At 71.5% G+C, this 19,536-nt stretch carries 12 protein-coding genes and 2 pseudogenes; 10 read left to right on the forward strand and 4 right to left on the reverse strand.

The window, feature by feature from the left end; translation table 11 throughout:
* The first annotated feature begins 22 nt into the window (after window positions 1-22).
* From ACRDTB_RS11090 to ACRDTB_RS11115, 6 genes and pseudogenes are all read left to right on the forward strand, one after another.
* Window positions 23-1,690, forward strand: a complete 1,668-nt coding sequence (locus tag ACRDTB_RS11090; RefSeq protein ID WP_431429989.1) for a M14 family metallopeptidase — start codon at window positions 23-25, stop codon at window positions 1,688-1,690.
* Between the two features lie 38 nt (window positions 1,691-1,728).
* Window positions 1,729-2,538, forward strand: a pseudogene (locus ACRDTB_RS11095) (S1 family peptidase); the annotation flags it as partial.
* Window positions 2,539-2,679: 141 nt separating this feature from the next.
* Window positions 2,680-2,910 carry a proprotein convertase P-domain-containing protein gene (locus tag ACRDTB_RS11100; RefSeq protein WP_431430008.1) on the forward strand — a complete coding sequence of 77 codons (231 nt, stop codon included), beginning with the start codon at window positions 2,680-2,682 and terminating at the stop codon, window positions 2,908-2,910.
* Between the two features lie 130 nt (window positions 2,911-3,040).
* A complete protein-coding gene (locus tag ACRDTB_RS11105) occupies window positions 3,041-4,837 on the forward strand; it encodes an AMP-dependent synthetase/ligase (RefSeq protein ID WP_431429990.1) in 1,797 nt (598 codons plus the stop codon).
* 128 nt (window positions 4,838-4,965) lie between these two features.
* Window positions 4,966-6,648 carry a substrate-binding and VWA domain-containing protein gene (locus tag ACRDTB_RS11110; RefSeq protein ID WP_431429991.1) on the forward strand — a complete coding sequence of 561 codons (1,683 nt, stop codon included), beginning with the start codon at window positions 4,966-4,968 and terminating at the stop codon, window positions 6,646-6,648.
* 102 nt (window positions 6,649-6,750) lie between these two features.
* The gene (locus tag ACRDTB_RS11115; RefSeq protein ID WP_431429993.1) at window positions 6,751-8,565 is read left to right on the forward strand and encodes an ArnT family glycosyltransferase; all 1,815 of its coding nucleotides are present in this window, start codon (window positions 6,751-6,753) and stop codon (window positions 8,563-8,565) included.
* Between the two features lie 99 nt (window positions 8,566-8,664).
* Here ACRDTB_RS11115 and ACRDTB_RS11120 read toward each other — a convergent pair whose 3' ends face one another.
* Window positions 8,665-9,363 (reverse strand): class I SAM-dependent methyltransferase, encoded by a 699-nt coding sequence (locus ACRDTB_RS11120; RefSeq protein ID WP_431429995.1) that lies wholly within the window; start codon window positions 9,361-9,363, stop codon window positions 8,665-8,667.
* Window positions 9,364-9,493: 130 nt separating this feature from the next.
* Here ACRDTB_RS11120 and ACRDTB_RS11125 point away from each other — a divergent pair.
* Window positions 9,494-12,472, forward strand: a pseudogene (locus tag ACRDTB_RS11125) (alpha-(1->3)-arabinofuranosyltransferase); the annotation flags it as partial.
* 912 nt (window positions 12,473-13,384) lie between these two features.
* Here ACRDTB_RS11125 and ACRDTB_RS11130 read toward each other — a convergent pair.
* A complete protein-coding gene (locus ACRDTB_RS11130) occupies window positions 13,385-14,638 on the reverse strand; it encodes a lipopolysaccharide biosynthesis protein (RefSeq protein WP_431429996.1) in 1,254 nt (417 codons plus the stop codon).
* Between the two features lie 272 nt (window positions 14,639-14,910).
* On the opposite strand from ACRDTB_RS11130, the gene ACRDTB_RS11135 reads away from it, so the two are divergent.
* Together ACRDTB_RS11135 and ACRDTB_RS11140 are read left to right on the forward strand one after the other, a co-directional pair.
* Window positions 14,911-16,611 (forward strand): hypothetical protein, encoded by a 1,701-nt coding sequence (locus ACRDTB_RS11135; RefSeq protein WP_431429997.1) that lies wholly within the window; start codon window positions 14,911-14,913, stop codon window positions 16,609-16,611.
* Window positions 16,612-16,613: 2 nt separating this feature from the next.
* Window positions 16,614-16,799, forward strand: a complete 186-nt coding sequence (locus tag ACRDTB_RS11140; RefSeq protein ID WP_431429998.1) for a DUF2613 family protein — start codon at window positions 16,614-16,616, stop codon at window positions 16,797-16,799.
* A gap of 23 nt (window positions 16,800-16,822) precedes the next feature.
* Here ACRDTB_RS11140 and ACRDTB_RS11145 read toward each other — a convergent pair whose 3' ends face one another.
* Window positions 16,823-17,566, reverse strand: coding sequence for a class I SAM-dependent methyltransferase (locus ACRDTB_RS11145; protein ID WP_431429999.1), 744 nt, complete (start codon window positions 17,564-17,566; stop codon window positions 16,823-16,825).
* An 8-nt stretch (window positions 17,567-17,574) separates the two neighbouring features.
* Window positions 17,575-18,696, reverse strand: a complete 1,122-nt coding sequence (locus tag ACRDTB_RS11150) for a glycosyltransferase family 4 protein (RefSeq protein ID WP_431430000.1) — start codon at window positions 18,694-18,696, stop codon at window positions 17,575-17,577.
* A gap of 138 nt (window positions 18,697-18,834) precedes the next feature.
* Between ACRDTB_RS11150 and ACRDTB_RS11155 the strand changes: the two genes are divergently transcribed.
* Window positions 18,835-19,530, forward strand: coding sequence for a class I SAM-dependent methyltransferase (locus ACRDTB_RS11155; RefSeq protein WP_431430001.1), 696 nt, complete (start codon window positions 18,835-18,837; stop codon window positions 19,528-19,530).
* Window positions 19,531-19,536: the final 6 nt, after the last annotated feature.

Here is a 19,536-nt window from a genome sequence, read left to right on the forward strand (position 1 = left end):
GCGCGCCCTGCGGGAGGTACGCGTGCGACACACACGCCCGTCCATCGTGGTCGGGGCGCTAGCCGCTCTGACCCTCGTCCTGACCATGAGCGGCAACGCGGCGTCCGAGTCCGCGCCCGCCGAGCCTCGCGAGTCCGCCGAGTACCACGTCTCCGGCACGATCGACTCCCACGTCCGCAACGCGGTCGCCAAGACCGGCGCGGCGATCAACTCCGTCGAGCACGGGGCGCTGAACGTCACCGCCACGGCCGCGGAGGTGGCCGAGATCAAGGCGCTCGGCCTGCGGGTCGACGCCCAGCCCGGGCCCGTGCACACGCACGGCGGCACGAACCAGGCCGAGCCGTTCGACTTCCCCCCGGACGACTCGAACTACCACAACTACGCCGAGATGACCGCGGTGATCGACACGGCGCTCGCCGATCACCCGAACCTGCTCAGCCGGCAGGTGATCGGCCAGTCCTACGAGGGCCGCGACATCGTGGCGCTCAAGATCTCCGACAACGTCGGCACCGACGAGGCCGAGCCCGAGGTGCTGTTCACCCACCACCAGCACGCCCGTGAGCACCTCACCGTCGAGATGGCGCTGTACCTGCTGAGCGAGCTGACGGACTCCTACGGCACGGACACCCGGATCACGGGCCTGGTCGACAGCCGGGAGATCTGGATCGTCCCGGACCTGAACCCCGACGGCGGCGAGTACGACATCCGCAACGGCTCCTACTCGGGGTGGCGCAAGAACCGCCAGCCGAACTCGGGCAGCTCCGCGGTCGGCACCGACCTGAACCGCAACTGGCCGTACAACTGGGGTTGCTGCGGCGGCTCGTCCGGCAACCCGTCGAGCGAGACCTACCGCGGCGCGTCCGCGGGCTCCTCGCCCGAGGTGTCGGTGGTCATGGACTTCGTGCGCAGCCGCGTGGTCGACGGCGTGCAGCAGATCAGGACCAACATCGACTTCCACACGTTCTCCGAGCTGGTGCTCTGGCCGTACGGCTACACCTACGACGACACCGCGCCCGGCATGAGCCAGCAGGACTACGACACGTTCGCCACGCTGGGCCGGCAGATGGCCGCCACCAACGACTACACGCCCGAGCAGGCCTCGGATCTCTACATCACCGACGGCTCGATCGACGACTGGCTGTGGGGCGACCAGCGGATCTACTCCTACACGTTCGAGATGTACCCGTCCGGCGGCGGGATCGACGGCTTCTACCCGCCCGACGAGGTGATCGGCCGGGAGACCGCGCGCAACCGCGAGGCCGTGCTCCTGTTCCTCGACTACTCCGACTGTCCGCCCCGGGTGATCGGCGCGACGTGCGACGGCACCGAGCCGCCGCCGACCGGGCCGTCGTTCGAGAACACCGACGACGTCGACATCCCGGACGCGGGCGACGCGGTGTCCAGCCCCATCGCGGTGACCGGCGTGACCGGCAACGCCCCGGCGGACCTGCAGGTGGCCGTGGACATCGAGCACACCTACCGCGGCGACCTGGAGATCGACCTGGTCGCGCCGGACGGCACGGCCTACCGGCTCAAGAGCGCCAGCGGCAACGACTCGGCGAACGACGTGGTCGCGACCTTCCCGGTCGACGCGTCGAGCGAGGTCGCCGACGGCACCTGGCAGCTGCGGGTCCGCGACGTGTACCCGGCGGACACCGGCCACGTCGACTCCTGGCGACTCACCTTCTGATCCCGAGTTCTTCCCTGCACCGAAAGGACATCCGACACATGACCCCGCACTGGAAGTCGACGTTCAGACGCCTCGCCGCGCTCGTCGCGGTCGGCGCCGCGGCAGCCGTCGGCACGGCCGTCGGCCAGTCCGCAGCCGCCTCCGACCCCGCACCCGGGGACGACGTGCAGCCGCAGGTGGTCGGCGGCGTGCCGGCGGCCCAGGGTGAGTTCCCGTGGATGGTGCGCCTGTCCATGGGCTGCGGCGGCGCCCTGTACACGCCGCAGATCGTGCTGACCGCGGCGCACTGCGTGGACGGCACCGGCAACGACACGAGCATCACCGCCACGCTGGGCGCGGTGGACCTGCAGGACCCGAACCGGATCACGGTCCGGTCCAGCTACGTCCACCAGTCGCCGGGCTACGAGAACCCGTCCGGCGACGACTGGGCGCTGATCAAGCTGGCCCAGCCGGTCAGCGGGATCCCGACGCTGGCGGTCGCGGACACAACGGCCTACGACAGTGGCACGTTCACCGTCGCCGGCTGGGGCGCGGCGGTCGAGGGCGGCGGGCAGCAGCGCCACCTGCTCAAGGCCGAGGTCCCGTTCATCACCGACGAGCAGTGCGGCCAGGCCTACAGCGAGCTGGTGGCGGCCGAGGAGATCTGCGCGGGCAACTGGGACGACGGCGGCGTGGACACCTGCCAGGGCGACTCCGGCGGCCCGATGTTCCGGCGCGACGACGCCGGCGAGTGGATCCAGGTCGGCATCGTGAGCTGGGGCTACGGCTGCGCGCGGCCGGAGAACCCCGGCGTGTACGCCCAGACCAGCACGTTCGCCGCGGCCATCGCGGCGGCCGCGGCGGAGCTGGGTGGCGACGACCCGACGCCGACCTGTGCCACGCAGGCCAACACCACCCGAGTGTCCATTCCGGACGCCGGCGCGGCCGTCACCAGCCCGGTGACGATCTCCGGCTGCAGCGGGGCCGCGTCGTCGAGCACGCGGGCCGAGGTGCACATCACCCACACCTACCGCGGTGACCTGCGGATCGACCTGATCGCCCCGGACGGTACGGCCTACCGGCTGAAGAACTCCTCCGGCGGCGACTCGGCGAACGACGTCGACGAGACCTACACAGTCGACGCGTCCTCCGAGACCGCGAACGGCACCTGGAACCTGCGGGTGCGCGACGTGTTCGGCGCCGACGTCGGCACGCTCGACAGCTGGAGCCTGTCCGTCTGAACGTTCTGTCCGGTAAGTCCGAACGGCCGAGGGTCACCCCCGCGATCTTCCGGGGGTGGCCCTCGGGTCGTTTCGAGGGCAAGATACGTCCAAGTTACCTTGGGGTAGCGCCCTCGACGAGGAGAAAAGCATGCGAGAACTCGCCGTCCCGCCGATGGCCACGGTGCCGAGCAGCGGCGGCCTGGCCGACGTCGTCTTCACCAACGCCGACGAGGCGCCCGACTCCGTCTCGTTCCGGCGCAAGGTCGCGGGCACCTGGCGGGACGTCACCGCGACTCAGTTCCTCGCCGAGGTCGTCGCCGTCGCCAAGGGCCTGGTCGCGTCCGGCATCGAACCGGGCGAGCGGATCGGCATCCTGTCCGCGAACTGCTACGAGTGGACCCTGTTCGACTTCGCCGTGTGGGCCGTGGGAGCGGTCTCGGTCCCGATCTACGTGACCTCCTCCGAGGAGCAGATCGAGTGGATCATGTCCGACTCCGGCGCGGTCGCGGTCGTCGCCGAGAACCCCGGCCTGGTGGCGAAGGTCGAGTCCGTCCGCGGCAAGCTGGACGACCTGCGCCACGTCTGGCGGATCGACGACGACGCGGTCGGCACCCTCGTCGCGGCGGGCAAGGACGTGTCCGACGAGGAGATCCAGCGCCGGCGCACCGCGGTCGGCCCGGCGGACCTGGCGACGATCATCTACACCTCCGGCACCACGGGCCGGCCCAAGGGCGTGGTGCTCACCCACCAGAACCTGTTCGCCTCGGTGGGCAACGCCGTCGAGTACCTCGCGCCGATGTTCAAGGGCGCCACCGGGGTGGAGGCCAGCACGCTGCTGTTCCTGCCGCTCGCGCACGTGTTCGGCCGCATGGTCGAGGTGGGCGCGGTGATGGCCCGGGCCACGGTCGGGCACTGGGCGGACGTCAAGACACTCACCGACAACCTCGCCGCGTTCCGGCCGACGTTCATCCTGTCCGTGCCGTACGTGTTCGAGAAGGTCTACAACGGCGCGCGGCAGAAGGCGCACATGGCCGGCAAGGGCAAGATCTTCGACGCCGCCGCGGCCACCGCGATCGCGTACAGCGAGGCCGGCGACCGGGCCGGCCTCGGGCTCAAGCTCAAGCACGCGGTGTTCGACCGCCTGGTGTACAGCAAGTTGCGGGCCGCGCTCGGCGGGCGCGTGCAGTACGCGATCTCCGGCGGGGCCGCGCTCGGCACGCGGCTGACGCATTTCTTCCGTGGCGTCGGGATCACCGTGTTCGAGGGCTACGGGCTGACCGAGTCGACCGCCGCGTCGGTGGTCAACGCCCCGGGCGCGTTCAAGCCCGGCACGGTCGGCAAGCCGCTGCCCGGCACGGCGGTGCGCGTCCGTGACGACGGCGAGATCGAGCTGCGCGGCGACGGTGTGTTCCCCCGGTACTGGCACAACGAGGATGCCACGCGCGAGGCCATCGACGCGGACAGCTGGTTCGCCACCGGCGACCTCGGCGAGCTCGACGACGACGGGTTCCTGCGGATCACCGGGCGAAAGAAGGAGATCCTGGTGACCAGCGGCGGCAAGAACGTCGCGCCGTCGGTGATCGAGGACCGGATCACCGCGCATCCGTTGGTGGGTCAGGCTTTCGTCGTCGGCGACGGGCAGAAGTACGTGGCCGCGCTCGTCACGATCGACGCCGACTATTTCGGATACTGGAAGACCACGGCCGGAAAGCCCGAGTCCGCGACCGTGTCCGACCTCGCCGAGGACCCCGACCTGCTCGCCGAGATCCAGCGTGCGGTGGACGAGGGCAACCTCGCGGTGTCGACGGCGGAGTCGGTACGCAAGTTCCGGGTGCTGGACACCGAATTCAACCCGGAGAACGGGTATCTGACGCCTTCGCTGAAGCTAAAGCGGAGCGTGATCATGAAGGATTTCGCGAAGGAAGTGGACACGCTATATTCCTGATTTCGTGACCGATCGACCACTGTCGATCACCGGGTAGAGTTTTTCCCGACCGGGACCAATCAGGCGTCCTGTTGGCAACTTGGAGGGGTCGGGCGATGGGGCGACACTCGTCGGGCAGGCCACACGGTGTGCGTGGGCTGCGCTCGCGGTCGCCGGTGGTCCTGCTGTCCGCGCTGCTGGTGTTCGCGCTGCTCGGCTGGTTCACGTTCGACTTCCTGCGCGACCGGCTGCGTGCCTCCAGCTGCGACACCACCACGGTCGTCAACGTCACCGCGGCGGCCGACATCGCGCCGGCGGTCACCCAGATCGGCAACCGGGTGTCCGAACAGGATGAAGGCGCCTGCTACAAGGTCAAGGTGACGACCCGGGACTCGGCCAGCACGGCCGAGTCGCTCGTGGTGTCCGACGGCACCGAGCGGCCGGACGTGTGGATTCCCGAATCGACGATCTGGCTGCAGCGCGCGCAGGACAAGGGTGCGTGGAACGTGCCGGTCACCGGGACGTCGATCGCCAACTCGCCGGTCGTGGTGGCGCTGACCGAGGGCACCGCGAGCCGGCTCGGCTGGCCGCAGAAGTCACCGTCGTGGTCGCAGCTGTTCGGCCCGGACGCCCGTGACCTGACCATCGGCATGCCCGACCCGGCGCGGGAGCCGACCGGGGTGTCGACCCTGTTCGGCGTGCGCGAGCTGCTCGGCACCGGGCCGAACGCCGGCCAGCGGGTCACGACCGAGCTGCGCCGGCTGTCGCCGAACGTGGCGGAGGAGCAGGCCGACCTGTTCGGGCGGTTGCCGGGTGCGGACAGCACGGACCAGCCGCTGGACGGCTTCCCCACCTCGGAGGTCTCGGTCCTGCGGCACAACGCGAAGCAGAGCGGCGGGCCGCTGGTGGCGGCGTACGCGCAGCCGGCGGTGCCGGCACTGGACTTCCCGTTCGTCGTGCTGCCGGACACCAAGCCGGACAAGCGCGAGGCCGCGGAGCGGTTCCTCAAGGTACTGATCGACCAGCAGTCGGCGGAGACGCTGGGCGACGCCGGTTTCCGCACCCCGGACGGCGAGATGCTGCGCGACCGGGCGGGCGACCGGCGCACGACGTCGCAGAAGCTGACCCCGCAGCCGATGCCCAACCCGACCGACGTCGACACCGCCCTCAACGAGTGGGCGGGCGTCAACCTGAGCGCGCGGATCCAGGTGCTGCTGGACGTGTCGGGGTCGATGAACGAGCCGGTGCCGGGCACCGGGCAGAACCGCATGGCGGTGACCCTGAAAGCGGCGGAGCTGGGCATCGGCCTGATGAAGCCGACGACGAAGATCGGCCTGTGGACGTTCTCCACCAACCTCGACGGGCCGAACAAGGACTACAAGGAGCTGCTGCCCGTCCGGCCCGTCGCCGAGCAGCTCTCCGGTGGCGCGCTCGACCAGCTGCGCGCGGTGACGGCACTGGAGGGCGGCGCGACCGGCCTGTACGACACCACGCTGGCCGCGTACCGCTCGGCGACGCAGAACTTCGAGGCGGGCCGGATCAACCTGGTCGTGGTGCTGACCGACGGCCGCAACGAGGACGGCGCCGGGATCGACCGGGCGCAGCTGCTGAGCGAGCTGGGCGAGCTGCGCGACCCACGCCGCCCGGTACAGATCGTCGGCATCGGCATCGGCCCGGACACCGACGAGGCCGAGCTGAAGGCGATCGCCGGCGCGACCGGCGGCCAGGCCTTCACCGCACCGGACCCCACCAAGATCAACGATATCTTCTACCAGGCGCTGTCCAAGCTGCTCTGCCAACCACCGTCCTGCCAGCCCGCCTCGGGCGGCTGACCCCGTCCGTTCGTAGGTTTCTCACTCGGTGGCTCGCGTTACGGTTGCGCACCCCTCACGATAGGGAGGCGAGTCGGGCTCATCGAGGCGACGAGGAGAGCCGTGTCGAGCGTGGTTGCCGGGGACGAGCACATGGCCGCACCGCGACACCTGGGTGCCCGTCATGCCAGACGCCGGTTCAGCTCGCCGGTGGCCGTCGCGGCCCTCGTCACCGCGGCCGTGCCGTTCGCCGTGCACGCGCTGGCGATGCTGGGCGGGTACTTCGGCCAGGACGACTTCATCATCACCTACCGCGCCGCGCACGCCGCGCCCTACGACCTCGCCTTCCTCTTCCAGGACTACAACGGCCACCTCCAGCCCGGCGCCTTCCTCCTCGCCTGGCTCGTCACCGCCGTGGCGCCGCTCAACCACACCGTCGCCGTGCTGCCGATACTCGCTGTGCACGCGGTCACGCTCTGGCTGTGCTGGCGCGTGTTCGTCCGGCTCTTCGGCGAGCGTTGGGCGAACCTGGCGCCCTTCGCCGTCTTCGCCGCCTCGCCGGTCATCCTCTTTCCCACCCTCTGGTGGGCCTACGCCATGCAGCTGTTCCCCTTGCTGCTGGCCATGTTCGCCGCCCTGCACGCGCACCTGCGCTACCTCGACGAGGCCCGGCCGCGCCACGCCGTGGCCGCGGCGTGCTGGACGCTCGCCGGGCTCGCGTTCTACGAGAAGGCGGCACTGATCCCCGCGGTGCTGGTGGGCGTCACGGTCCTGCTCGCCCCGCGGGACGAGGTCGCGCCGATCATGTGGGCGCTGCGCCGGCACCGGTGGGTCTGGCTCGCCCAGGGCGCGCTGATCGCCGGCTTCGCCGTGCTGTACCTGAGCCTGACGGCCAGCCAGACCAGCGGCGACCCGGTCACCAGCCGGACGATCGTCGAGTTCACCGGGCGGTCCATTGTGGACACGCTGCTGCCCGGGATGTTCGGCGGTCCGTTCACCGCGTCGGACAGTGGCGCGGCCTGGCAGACACCGCCGCCGGTGGTGCGGATGGTCGCGATGATGGCGGCGGTCGCCGTGGTCGTGGTGAGCGCGGTCCGCTCCCGGCGCCGCGCGCTGCTTCCGTGGCTGTTCCTCGCCGCCTACCTGGCCGTCGACCTGACCCTCGTGGCCACGACCCGGCTCGGCGTGGTGGGCCCGGCCGTGGCGACCGACCCGCGCTACCTCGCCGACGTCGTGCCGGTGGCGGTGCTGTGCGCCGCGTTCGCGTTCCTGCCGCACGACGAGCCGCGCCGGCCCGAGCAACCGCAGACGCGCCTGGCGGTCATCGCGGTCACGGCCCTGCTCGTGGCCGGCTCGGTGGTGAGCTTCCTGCGGCTCGCCCCGGCCCTCCAGTTCCACCAGGCCCGCGACTACGTGACCACCGCCCGCGTGGCCATCGCCGAGCGCCCCGGCATGGTCCTCTTCGACGGCGGCGTGCCCGGCGACATCATGATCGGCTGGTTCCTCGAGGATGCCACCACCTCGCGCGTCGTCGGCCTCGTGCCGGAGCAGCCGCGGTTCGACCGACCCGCCGAACAGATCTACCGGCTCGACGACACCGGCAACCCGCAGCCGATCCGTGAGCTGGCGGCCACCGTGTCCGCGGTGCCGGGTCCCGTGGAGAAGTGCGGCTACCTGGTCGAGGACGGCGAGGTCCGCATCCCGCTGCACCGCGCGGTGCCCGGCCGCCAGATCGTGCGCATCGGCTACTACACCTCCGACACCGGCCCCGGCACGGTCCGCGTGGGCGAGCGCTCCTACCCGGTCCGCTTCACCGAGGGCCTGCACGTGGTCAACGTCGTGGCGCAGGGCCCGCTCACCGAGGTCCAGGTGCGCCGCAGCATCGACATCGCCCCGCTGTGCGTCACCGACGTCCAGGTCGGCGTGCCCCCCACGTAGCCCGCCGGCCGCCGGCCGCGGCCCCGGCCCCGCGCCGGCCGAAGTGCCTGGAAGGACGCCTTCCGGACGCTCCGTGCCCGCAAGGACGCCTTCCAGGCACTAGAACGGGTCGTACGGGCCGTGGTGGCCGAGCCAGCCGGCCACCCGGCGCAGCCGCAGCCGCAGCAGGATCTTGATGAACACGTTCCAGGAGAACCAGGGCAGCTGGGCGACCACGCGCAGCCGGTCGGCGAACCGCGGCCGGGACCGGATGAACCGGGCCATCGAGCGGCTCCGGTCGAGGTAGGTGTATCGCGAGCCGAACAGCACCTTGGCGATCGTGCCGAGCGTGACGCCGATCGAGGAGTAGCAGTCGTGCACGAGGATCTCGCCGCCCGCGGGCAGGTGGTCCGACCAGCGCAGGTCGTCGGTGTAGGTCCAGTAGTCGTGCTTGCCGTCGACGTAGAGCAGGTCGATCGGCCGGTCCCAGTCCGGTCGCAGCGTGGTCGAGTAGCCCACGACCAGCTCCACGACGTCGGTGAGCCCGGCCGCGGCGAGGTTCGCCTCGAACAGGTCACGGGTCGACGCGCCGCCGAAGAGCTTGCCGTCGACGAACGCGTCGATCGCGATCACCCGGGCGCCGACCGCGCGGGACGCATGACCGAGGATCACCGTGGATCTGCCCTGGTGGCTGCCGATCTCCAGCACGGTCGTGCCCGGCTCGAGCCGGAGCACCGCGTCCCAGAGCATCCTGGCCTGGTCTTCGGTGAGCCAGCCCGGAATGTCGGCCACGGACTCCCAGACGTGGTCGAAGTCCACCGGCACCTGCCTACGGAGAAGCCAACTTTGGTCGGGCCACCCTAGCCCTAATATTCGAGCAATGTTAAGCGCCAGTAGCAGGGTTCGGCGGCGGATCGCCGCGCTGCCGCGCGACCCTGCCGCCTGGGTGATGCTCGGCCTGACGGTGCTGTCGTTCGTGCAACGCCCCGGCCGCTCGACGTTCGACACCAAGCTCGACCTGGCCGTCGACCCCATCGCGTTCCTCGGCCGGGCGCTGCACCTGTGGAACCCCGAGGCCACCGGGGGTGAGCTGCAGAACCAGGCCTACGGCTACCTGTTCCCGATGGGCCCGTTCTTCGCCGCCGGCCAGCTACTGGGGCTGCCGCCGTGGCTCACCCAGCGCATCTGGTGCGCGCTGCTGCTGTGCCTGGCCTTCGGCGGCATGCTGGCGCTGACCCGCGCGCTGCGCATCGGCAGCGAGCCGGCCCGCTTCGCCGGCGCGCTGGCCTACACGCTCGCGCCGCGGATGCTGACCGAGATCGGCTCGCTGTCCGCGGAGATGCTGCCCGCGGTGTGGCTGCCGTGGGTGCTGCTGCCGCTGGTGAAGGCCAACCGGATCGGCTCACCGCGGCGCGCGGCGGGGCTCTCCGCGCTCGCCGTGTTCGCGATGGGCGGGATCAACGGCGCGATGGTGCTGATGGCGCTGGTGCTTCCGTTCCTGTGGCTCGTGACCCGCCGGTTCACCGCCGAGCACGTGAAGCTCTGCGCGTGGTGGTGCGTCTCGGTGCTGGCGGTCTGCCTGTGGTGGATCCTGCCGCTGCTGCTGCTCGGCGAGTACAGCCTCCCGTTCCTCGACTACATCGAGTCGGCGTCCAACACGACCGCGCCGATGTCGCTGTTCCAGGTGCTGCGCGGCACCAACCAGTGGGTCGCCTACGTCGTGGCCGGCACGCCGTGGTGGCCGTCCGGCTTCATGCTGATCGACAACCCGGTGCTGATGCTGGTGACCGGCCTGGTCGCGGCGATCGGGCTGTACGGCCTGGTCCGCCCGCGGCTGCCGGAGCGGCGGTTCCTGGTGCTCAGCGTGCTGACCGGGCTGACGCTGCTGACCGTCGGCTACGTCGGCACCCTCGACAGCCCGCTCGCGAACGTCGTCCGCGACCTGCTGGACGGCCCGCTGGCGCCGCTGCGCAACGTGCACAAGTTCGAGCCGGTGCTGCGGCTGCCGCTGATCCTCGCGTTCACCCACGCGATCACCGGGCGATTGCCCGGGATGGCGCGCGGCACGTCGCCGCTGCGCGCCACCCGTGCCCGGCTCGCGATCGCTGCCCTGCTGGTGGTGGTCATGGCCGCGCCGGCGTGGCTGCTGACGCTGCGCCCGGGGCCGGGCTGGGTGGAGGTACCCGACCACTGGAAGCAGGCGATGACCTGGCTCGGCGACCGGGATCCGAACGCGCGCACGCTGCTGCTGCCCGGGTCCGGCTTCGGCGACTACACGTGGGGCCGCACGGTCGACGAGCCGGCGCAGGCGCTGGCGCGCTCGCCGTGGGCGGTGCGCAGCCAGATCCCGCTCGGCTCGGAGGGCAACACCCGGCTGATGGACGCGGTCGAGGAGGCGCTCGCCGACGCGCGCGGCTCACCCGCGCTCGCCGACTTCCTGGCCCGCGGCGGCTACCGGTTCGTGCTGCTGCGCAGCGACCTCGACCAGCAGAGCACCGACGCGCCCTCGCCGGCCGCGCTGCGCGCCGGGCTCGACGGCTCGGAGGGGCTGCGCCGGGTCGCCGAGTTCGGCCCACGGGTGGAGCTCGCCGGGTACGGGAGCGCGCCGTCGCTCGAGGTGTACGAGGTGGACACAGACGTGCCGCGCGCCAGCGTCGTGTCCACTGAGGACATACCGACCGTCAGCGGCGGCCCGGAGTCGTTGCTGCCGCTGCTCGAGGCCGGCATGCTCGACCCGCGGGCGCCCGCGATGCTCGCCGGAGACGGCTCGCTGACGGCGTCGCGCGAGTGGCTCGTCACCGACGGGCTGAGATACCGGGAGCGCAACGTCGGCCGGGTGCGGGACAACCTGAGCGAGACGCTGACCGCGGACGCGGACCCGCGGCAGCGGCGCCCGTCCACCGACGTGCTGCCCTTCCGCGGCCGCGACCACCAGACGGTCGCCGCCTACCGCGGGATCCGCGACGTGCGCGCGTCGACGTCGGTCAGCTACGCCGACGCGGTGGCCGCGAGCGACCCGTCCGGCCTGCCGTTCGCCGCGATCGACGGCGACCTGCTGACCTCGTGGCGCTCGTCGAGCTTCGCCGGTCCGCAGGGCCAGTGGCTCGAGGTGGAGCTGGACACGCCGCGCCAGGTCGACGAGGTGTCGCTGGCGTTCGTGAACAGCCTGCGGGTGGGCTGGCCGGTCACGCGGGTGCGGATCACCACCGACAACGGCAGCGTGGAGCACGAGGTCGGCCGCGGTGGCGCGCCGCAGAACTTCACCACCGCGCCCGGGCTGACCAGCGTGGTGCGGGTGACCGTGGTGGGGGTGGCGTCGGGCCGGGACACCGGCAACGTGGCGATCTCGGAGCTGCGGATCCCCGGCGTGACGGCGAACCGCGCGCTCGCGGTGCCGACGGACGTGGCGCCCGCGCCGGACCAGACCACGAGCTTCGCGTTCACCCGGGGCTCGCAGCCGCGCTACGCGTGCGTGGCCGGGACCTGTGACGGCGGGCTGGCACGCAGTGGTGAGGAGCCGTCCGGCGTGCACCGGCTGTTCCGGACCGGCGCGAAGGACAACTACCGGGTCGAGGGCACCGTGCTGCCCGTGGTGGGCGGCACGAACCCCGTGCCGCTGCAGGGTTTCCGGCTGGCCGCGTCGACCCAGCTGGCCGGCGACCCGACCGCGGGCCCACTGTCCGCTATGGACAGTGATCCGGACACCACGTGGATCGCCGACACAACGGACGAGCGCCCGACGCTGACGCTGACCTGGGACACGCCCCAGGAGATCACGGGGCTGCACCTGACCACCGACGAGGACTCGGGTGCCTCGCGTCCGACCGACCTGCTGATCACGGTGCCGCAGGGTGAGCAGTCGGTGCCGGTGACCCCGGAGGGCGACGCCGACTTCACGCTGACCACCAGGACCATCCAGATCACCGTGCTCGCCACCGACACGAAGCCGGGCAGGCCTGCCGGCATCACCGACCTGGCGATCGGCGGGATGGAGCTGCCGCGCCCGGAGCGGGACACGCCGTTCACCGTGCCGTGCGGCGAGGGGCCGCAGCTCGAGCTCGACGGCTTCCGTTACACGACATCGGTTTCCGGCACGCTGGCCGACTACCTGGCGCACCGCCCGCTGCGCTTCACGACCTGCCGCGACCTCGAGGGCGGCATCGACCTGGAGCCGGGCGAGCACGAGCTCTCGACCGAGCCGTCGGACGCCTTCGTCGTGCAGGACCTGCGCCTGCTGTCCACATCGGATGACGCGGGCGCGCCGCCGGTCGGCGGGGGGCCGCGGGAGCGGGAGCACACGGTGGGCCGCTGGGACGTCGCGCAGCGGGAGATCACCGTGAGCGCGGGCCCGGAGTCGGTGTTGTCCGTGCCGGAGAACGCCAACGACGGCTGGGTGGCCACGATGGACGGCCAGGAACTGGACCGGGTTCGGGTCGACGGCTGGCAGCAGGCGTGGCTGGTGCCGGAGGGCGCGGGCGGCACGGTCGAGCTGACGTTCACGCCGGACGGCCAGTACCGCACGCGGATCGCGGTCGGCGGGGCGGCCGCGCTGCTGCTCATCGGCTCGCTGCTGCTGCCGGTGCGCCGCCGGCGGCCGATCGACGTCCGGCCCGGTGGCCGGCGGTGGATCCCGCTCGTGCTCGTGGGTCTGGTCGCCGTGCTGGGCGGCATGCTGCCGGTGGTGCTGCTGATCGCGTGCCTGCTGCTGCGGGCGTTGTGGGCACCGGCACCCCGGACGATCGCGTTCGGCGCGTCGGCCTTCGCGTGCGTGGTGGCGGTGACCGGGCGGCTGCTCGACCACGGCCAGTCCTGGGCGTACGGGTGGCCGGCGCAGTCGGCGCTACTGCTGGCCGCCGCCGCCGTGGTCTCGTCCTGTGTGGACTGGTTCGGCCCGCCGGGAGCGGGCCTCGATCGCCGCGCCGGTGATGACGAGCAGACCGGTCGCGATGCCGGCCGCGGTGACCACCTGGGTCAGTTCGTCGTGCAGCCAGGCCGTCACGAGGACGATCTCCACCACTACGGCGAGCCAGAGCAGCATCGTTGACTTGCGGTCGGCGCTGGCGATCCGGGAGAACAGCAGGATCTGGACGAGGGAGAGCATCGACCCGACCATCGCGAAGGGCCAGATCGGGATGTCCGCGCCGGCGTAGTCCTCGCCACCGATGATCGTGACGATCGTGGGGCCCATGGTCGCCGCGGCGAGGACGACGACGGCGTCGAGCGAAGCGCAGATGGCGAGCGCGCGCGGCACCATTCTGCGACGGCCGTCCTCGCTGGCCAGCCGGGGTAATACGAGGATCGCGACCGCCTGCGGCAGCCAGTAGGCCATCTTGGCGACGATCGCTCCGACGGCGTACTCGCCGGCCTCGTGGGCGGGGAGGTTGTGCCGCGCGAGGACGAGGTCGAGGTTGACGAGCAGGACGAGCGCGAGCATGGCCTGCACGGCGTGCAGGACCTCGCCGACGTGCCCCTTGTGGTGCCGCACGGGCCTCGGCCGCCCGCAGACCACCCAGCCCGCCGTGGCGACGAGTGCCGCGCCGATGGCGGTGCCGGCCAGCGCGCCGGTGGCATCGCGGAACACGACGAGCCCGACCACGGTGCCGCCGATCCGGCCGACCGCCTCGAACCCGAGCATCCCGGCCAGGGCCGCGAACCGCTGGGTGCCCTGCAGGACGCCGTAGGACAGGCCGATCATGGTGATCGACATCAGCGCGACGGCGAGGCAGAGCATCGGCCAGATGTCGTCCAGGTGCAGCAGGATCATCAGCAGCGGCGCGGCGCCGAGCGCGACGGCGGTGACGGTGCCGCTGGTGGCCAGGCCCAGGGAGTACAGCTGCCCGGTGTCGCGTGTGGACAGTGGGCCGCGCTCACGCATCCGCGCGACCCGCAGCGCGGTGACGGTCTGCAGCCCCATGGCCGGCACGGCCCCGACCACGAGGACGGCCAGCAGCGAGCCGAGCTCGCCGAAGCTGGCGGGCACGAGCAGCCGCGCGGCGACGACGTTGAGCAGGTAGGAGGCGGCCTGGTTCCCGGCGACCCCGACGGAGACGAGCAGGGCGGCGACCCGCACCCGCTCAGAAACCCCAAGTGCCACGGCGCCTCCGGTTACCAGCGGGTAGGTCAGCGACTGTAGCCGAGCACCGGGCGCGCGAACACCCTCAGGAAGTCTCCCCCAGCCCGGCGGCGACCCACCGGCATCGAGCGAACCCACCCCCACGAAACGGTCACCCGTGAAAGGGTCCCCCGTGGATCGTCGCCCCGTGGATGGCGGCCCCCACCCTCACCGGGGGGCACCCCTGACGCCATTCTATCGGGGGGTACTGACGATTTCGGTGTGTCGGCTCTTCCTGTGGACAAGGAGGCGGCTTGGGGACAACTCGTCGCCTCCTGGTGCCCGGGGTCTGCCTCGCGATGGCGGTCGCCGTGCTCGCGCCGCTGTTCGGGCGCGGGTTCACGCTCACCTACGACATGGTGTTCGCGCCTCGCCAGGACCTGCTGCCGGACACCCTCGGGCTCTCCTCGGCCCTGCCCCGGGCCGTGCCGGCCGACGCGGTCGTCGCGCTGCTGACCAGTGTCCTGCCCGGTGACCTGCTCCAGCAGCTCCTGCTCGCCGCCGCGCTCTTCGCCGGGCCGCTCGGCGCCGCGCGGTACCTGCGCGAGCACGGGCTCGGCGTGCGGGTCGTCGCCGCGGTGGTCTACGGGTGGAGCGGGTTCGTCGCCGAGCGGCTGTTCATCGGGCACTGGCCCTACCTGCTCACCTACGCCTGCCTGCCCTGGATCGCCCAAGCGGCCGGGCGAGCCCACGTCGCCGGGCGAGTCCACGCGGCCGGGAGAACGCGCGACGCCGCCCGTGACCCGCGCACGCCGCGCCACGCCGCCGCTCTCGTCCTCGTCATGGTGCCGGCCGTGCTCACCCCGTCCGGCGGGATCATCGCCGCCGGCACGGCCATGGTCTGCGGCGGCGCCCGCCGGCTCTGGCTCACCGCCACGATCGCGCTCGTACTCAACGCCCCCTGGTGGGTCCCCGCGATCCTCAACCCGAGCGGCGGGCTCTCCCCCGCCACCGGGGTCGACGCGTTCGAGCCGCGGGCCGAGAGCTGGGGCGGTGCCATCACCAGCCTGCTCGGCCTCGGCGGCATCTGGAACGCCGAGGTCGTCCCCGCCAGCCGCGCCCACCCCATCGTCCCCCTTCTCATCCTGGCCATGGCCGGCGTGGCGATCCTCGGGATGCGCAAGCTCCCACGCCCACTGGTCATCCTCGGCGTCGCCGGCCTGGCGCTCGCGACCCTGGGCGGCAGCGCGCTCCTCGGCTGGGTCGTCGAGAACGTCCCCGGCGGCGGGCTGCTCCGCGACTCGCAGAAGTGGGTCGCCTGGTGGGCACTGCCGTTCGCGCTCGGGTTCGCGCTCGGCGTCCGGCAGGCGGCCGAAACGCTGAAACGAGGCCGAAAGGCCCTGCTCGCCGGCGCCGCGATCGTCCCCATCGCGATCATGCCCGACCTCGCCTGGGCCGGCTGGGGCCGCCTCGAGCGAGTCGACTACCCCCGCGACTGGACCGAGGTCCGCCACATCCTCGAGACCAGCCCCCAGGACGGCGACGTCCTCACACTGCCCTTCGGCGCGTTCCGCAGGTTCGACTGGAACGGCGACCGCACCCTGCACGATCCCGCGCCCCAGTACCTGCCCCGCGCCACGGTCGTCGACGACACGCTCGTCGTGGGCGGGAGACCGGTCGCCGGCGAGGACCCCCGGGTCGTCGCCGTGCGCGAGGAGCTCACCGCCGGGGGCGACCTCACCGGGCTCGGCATCGGCTGGATCCTCGTCGAGCACGGCACCCCCGGCATCGTCGAGGAAACCGTGCTGAATCCCGACGAAAGGATCTACCAGGGCCGATGGCTCGACCTGTATCAACTACGTGGACCACTGAAATCGGACACGACCGGCCGGCCGCCAACGGCCCCGGTCATCGCGGCCGACGTGTTAGCACTTGCTACGGTCACGCTCAGCATGTTGTGGCTTGTGTTACCGGCCGGTAGCCTTAGGCGGTCCAGCCGTCGGACTCAGGAGTAGACGTGGGAAAGCTGGTCGGCGCAATAGCATCGGTCCTGGTCGGGCTAGCGCTCGCGACGGGAGTCGCGGTGGCGGTGTCGTCCGCCTCGGCACCGGACAAGAGCGTCAACCTCGAGGATCCGGCCGCCCCGAACGGTTCCGCCGGCACGCTGTCCGGCAACGCCGTCAACTACGGCTCGGGCAACTGATCACGCCGTTCGCGAACCTCTGATCACGAACCTTTGATCACGGACCGGGTCGACCGCCAGTGCGTCGCCCGGTCGTTCAACGCCCGCGCGGCGAGCACCGAGCCGCCCGCGGCCTCCACGGCCGACCGCAGCCGCGACGGCGCGTAGCGCGTCATCCGCATCGGCGCCGGGTACCGCAGGAACACCCGCTGGGCCAACCTGATCAGCCATCCCGGCGCCAACCGCCACACCATGCCCTTGAACGTCCACAGCGGGCGGGTCGTGCACTGCAGCAACGCCACCCCGTCCGGCCGCAGCACCCGCACGAACTCCGCCAGGTAACCGTCGATCACCGACGCGGGCAGGTGCTGCAACACGAGCTCGGAGTACACGAGGTCGAACGACGAGTCCGGGAACTGGCCGAGGTCCTGGCTCTCGTTGAGCACGAACGTGCAGCGGTCCGAGGTGTCGAGCCGGCGCGCCACGTCCAGCATCGGCGGCGACACGTCGACCCCGACCACCTCGTCCGCGTGCTCGGCCAGCGCCTGCGACAGCCGGCCCGCGCCGCAGCCGAAGTCCAGCACCCGGCCCCAGCGCGGGCCCGTGCCCAGCTCGGCCAGCCAGCGCACCGAGGCTGCGACGTCGGCGCGGCCCGTCTCCAGGAACTGCGTGGGATCCCACCGGCCGCCACGCTTGTCCGCGGCGACGTACACCGCCCAGAGCGGGTCCTGCTCACCGAGGCGAACCCAGTCCCGGCGCACCCCGTCGAAGCTGCTGTCGTGGCTCACCCGTGGCATTAAACGCGACGCAGGCCCGCGGTCTCGACGAGGACCGCCTCGAACTCCCCCACGCTGCGCTCCCAGGCGAACGTGCCCGCCCGTTCGCGGCCCGCCTCGGCCATCACCGCGCGCGCCGCGTCGTCGGCGAGCAGGTGGTCGACGTGGTGGAGGAAGTCCTCGAAGTCGTCCGCCAGCAGGCCGGTCTCAGTGTCCACAATGGACTCCGCGACACCACCCGCGCGATGGTAGGCCACCGACGGCACGCCGTGCGCGGCCGCCTCCATGATCACGATGCCCCAGCCCTCCTTGACCGACGGGCACAGGTGCACCCACGAGCGGGCCAGGATCTCGTGCTTGTCCTGCTCGTCGACGAAACCGTGCAGCGTGACCCGGTCCGCGACGTCGCGCAGCTCGATGTGCCGGCGCAGGTTGTCCAGCCACCAGCCGTGCCCGACGACCTCGAGCCGCAGCTTCGGCCACCGCCGCGCCAGCCGCGCCACGACGTCCACGGCGTGCTCGACGCGCTTGTGCGGCACCACGCGGCCGACCACGACCAGCGTCGGGTCACGGTCGCGCTCGGCGCGCACGGGCGGCGGCTCGTCGAGCCCGTTGCGCACCACGGTGGTCCGCGACGTCGCCACGCCCAGCCCGGCGAGCTCACGGCGGGTCTGGTCGGACACCGCGAGGTAGCGGCAGTTCCGGTACAGCAGCGGGGCGACCCGCGACTCGATCCACCAGCCGATCCGGCCGAGGACCGGGCCCACGACCGCCGACCACTGCTCGCGGTGCACGTGGTGCACGAGCACCAGCACCGGGCAGCGGGCCACGAGCCGGGAGAAGAACGGCATGCCGGCCTGCACGTCGATGATCACGTCCGGGCGCAGCCGCAGCACCGCCAGCACCGCCCACAGGTACACCCCGAACCGCCCGCCGCGGCGGCGGAAGCGAACGCCGTCCCTGACCTCGTCGGCCGGCCCGTTGCGGTGCGCCGCGCACTGGATCGTCACCCGGTAACCGCGTCTCGCCAGACCCTCGGCCATGCGCTCCACGTAGCGCTCGGAGCCTCCGCCCTCGGGATGCGCGGTGTCGCGCCAGTTGACGAAGAGCACCGCCGGACGGGTGTCGCGTTCGCGGCCCATGAAATCTCCGCTTCGCAGATGATAGGTTACCGGCCGGTACAGTGCAGCAAATGAATCATGAAAGCGATACCCCCAATGGTAGGTAGCGGAGCACGAACCGATTCAGTACGCGCGCGCGAAGCCACCTTGGGCAGATCCGTGCGGTTGTTCCGCGCATTTCTCTCCGAGCAGTCCGACCCGGATCACTTCTACCAGGTCCTGGCCGCCGACTCGGTGCGCCAAATTTCGGGGTTCGCACCACTCGACGGCCGACTGATCCTCGATGTCGGCGGCGGTCCCGGCTACTTCGCCGACAGTTTCCGGGCGGCCGGGGCGCACTACTTCGGCATCGACCCGGACGTCGGCGAGCTGTCCGCCCGAGGTGAGCCGGCGGCCGGGATGGTCCGCGCCAGCGGTACGGAACTGCCTGTTCAGAGCGGTTCCGTGGACATCTGCTACTCGTCGAACGTGCTCGAGCACGTGGCGCGGCCGACCGTCATGCTCGCCGAGATGGTCCGCGTTACCAAACCCGGCGGAACCATTTTCGCGTCGTTCACCCCGTGGTTCTCGCCATGGGGCGGACACGAAACCGCACCATGGCATTTCCTGGGCGGCCACTATGCGCGACGTCGTTTTGTCCGACAAAACGGACACGAGCCGAAAAACCGTTTCGGCGAAAGTCTGTTCGCTTTTCGAGTAGGCGCGGCAATGCACTGGGCGCGTCATTGTGAACAGGCTCGAATGGTTCGCGCCCTGCCGCGTTACCACCCGTGGTGGGCGACCTGGATCGTGCATGTCCCGATCGTGCGGGAATTCGCCTCCTGGAATCTGGTGCTCGTGCTCAGAAAGGTGTGAGCGGCG

Origin of the sequence: Actinophytocola sp., from assembly GCF_050699935.1 — a bacterium.
In the GTDB taxonomy this organism is placed as follows: domain Bacteria; phylum Actinomycetota; class Actinomycetes; order Mycobacteriales; family Pseudonocardiaceae; genus Actinophytocola.

Excerpts from the sequence above, each read along its gene's own strand:
- ACRDTB_RS11105 (WP_431429990.1), top strand. The coding sequence starts at position 3,041 with ATGCGAGAACTCGCCGTCCCGCCGATGGCCACGGTGCCGAGCAGCGGC.
- ACRDTB_RS11150 (WP_431430000.1), bottom strand. The coding sequence starts at position 18,696 with ATGGGCCGCGAACGCGACACCCGTCCGGCGGTGCTCTTCGTCAACTGG.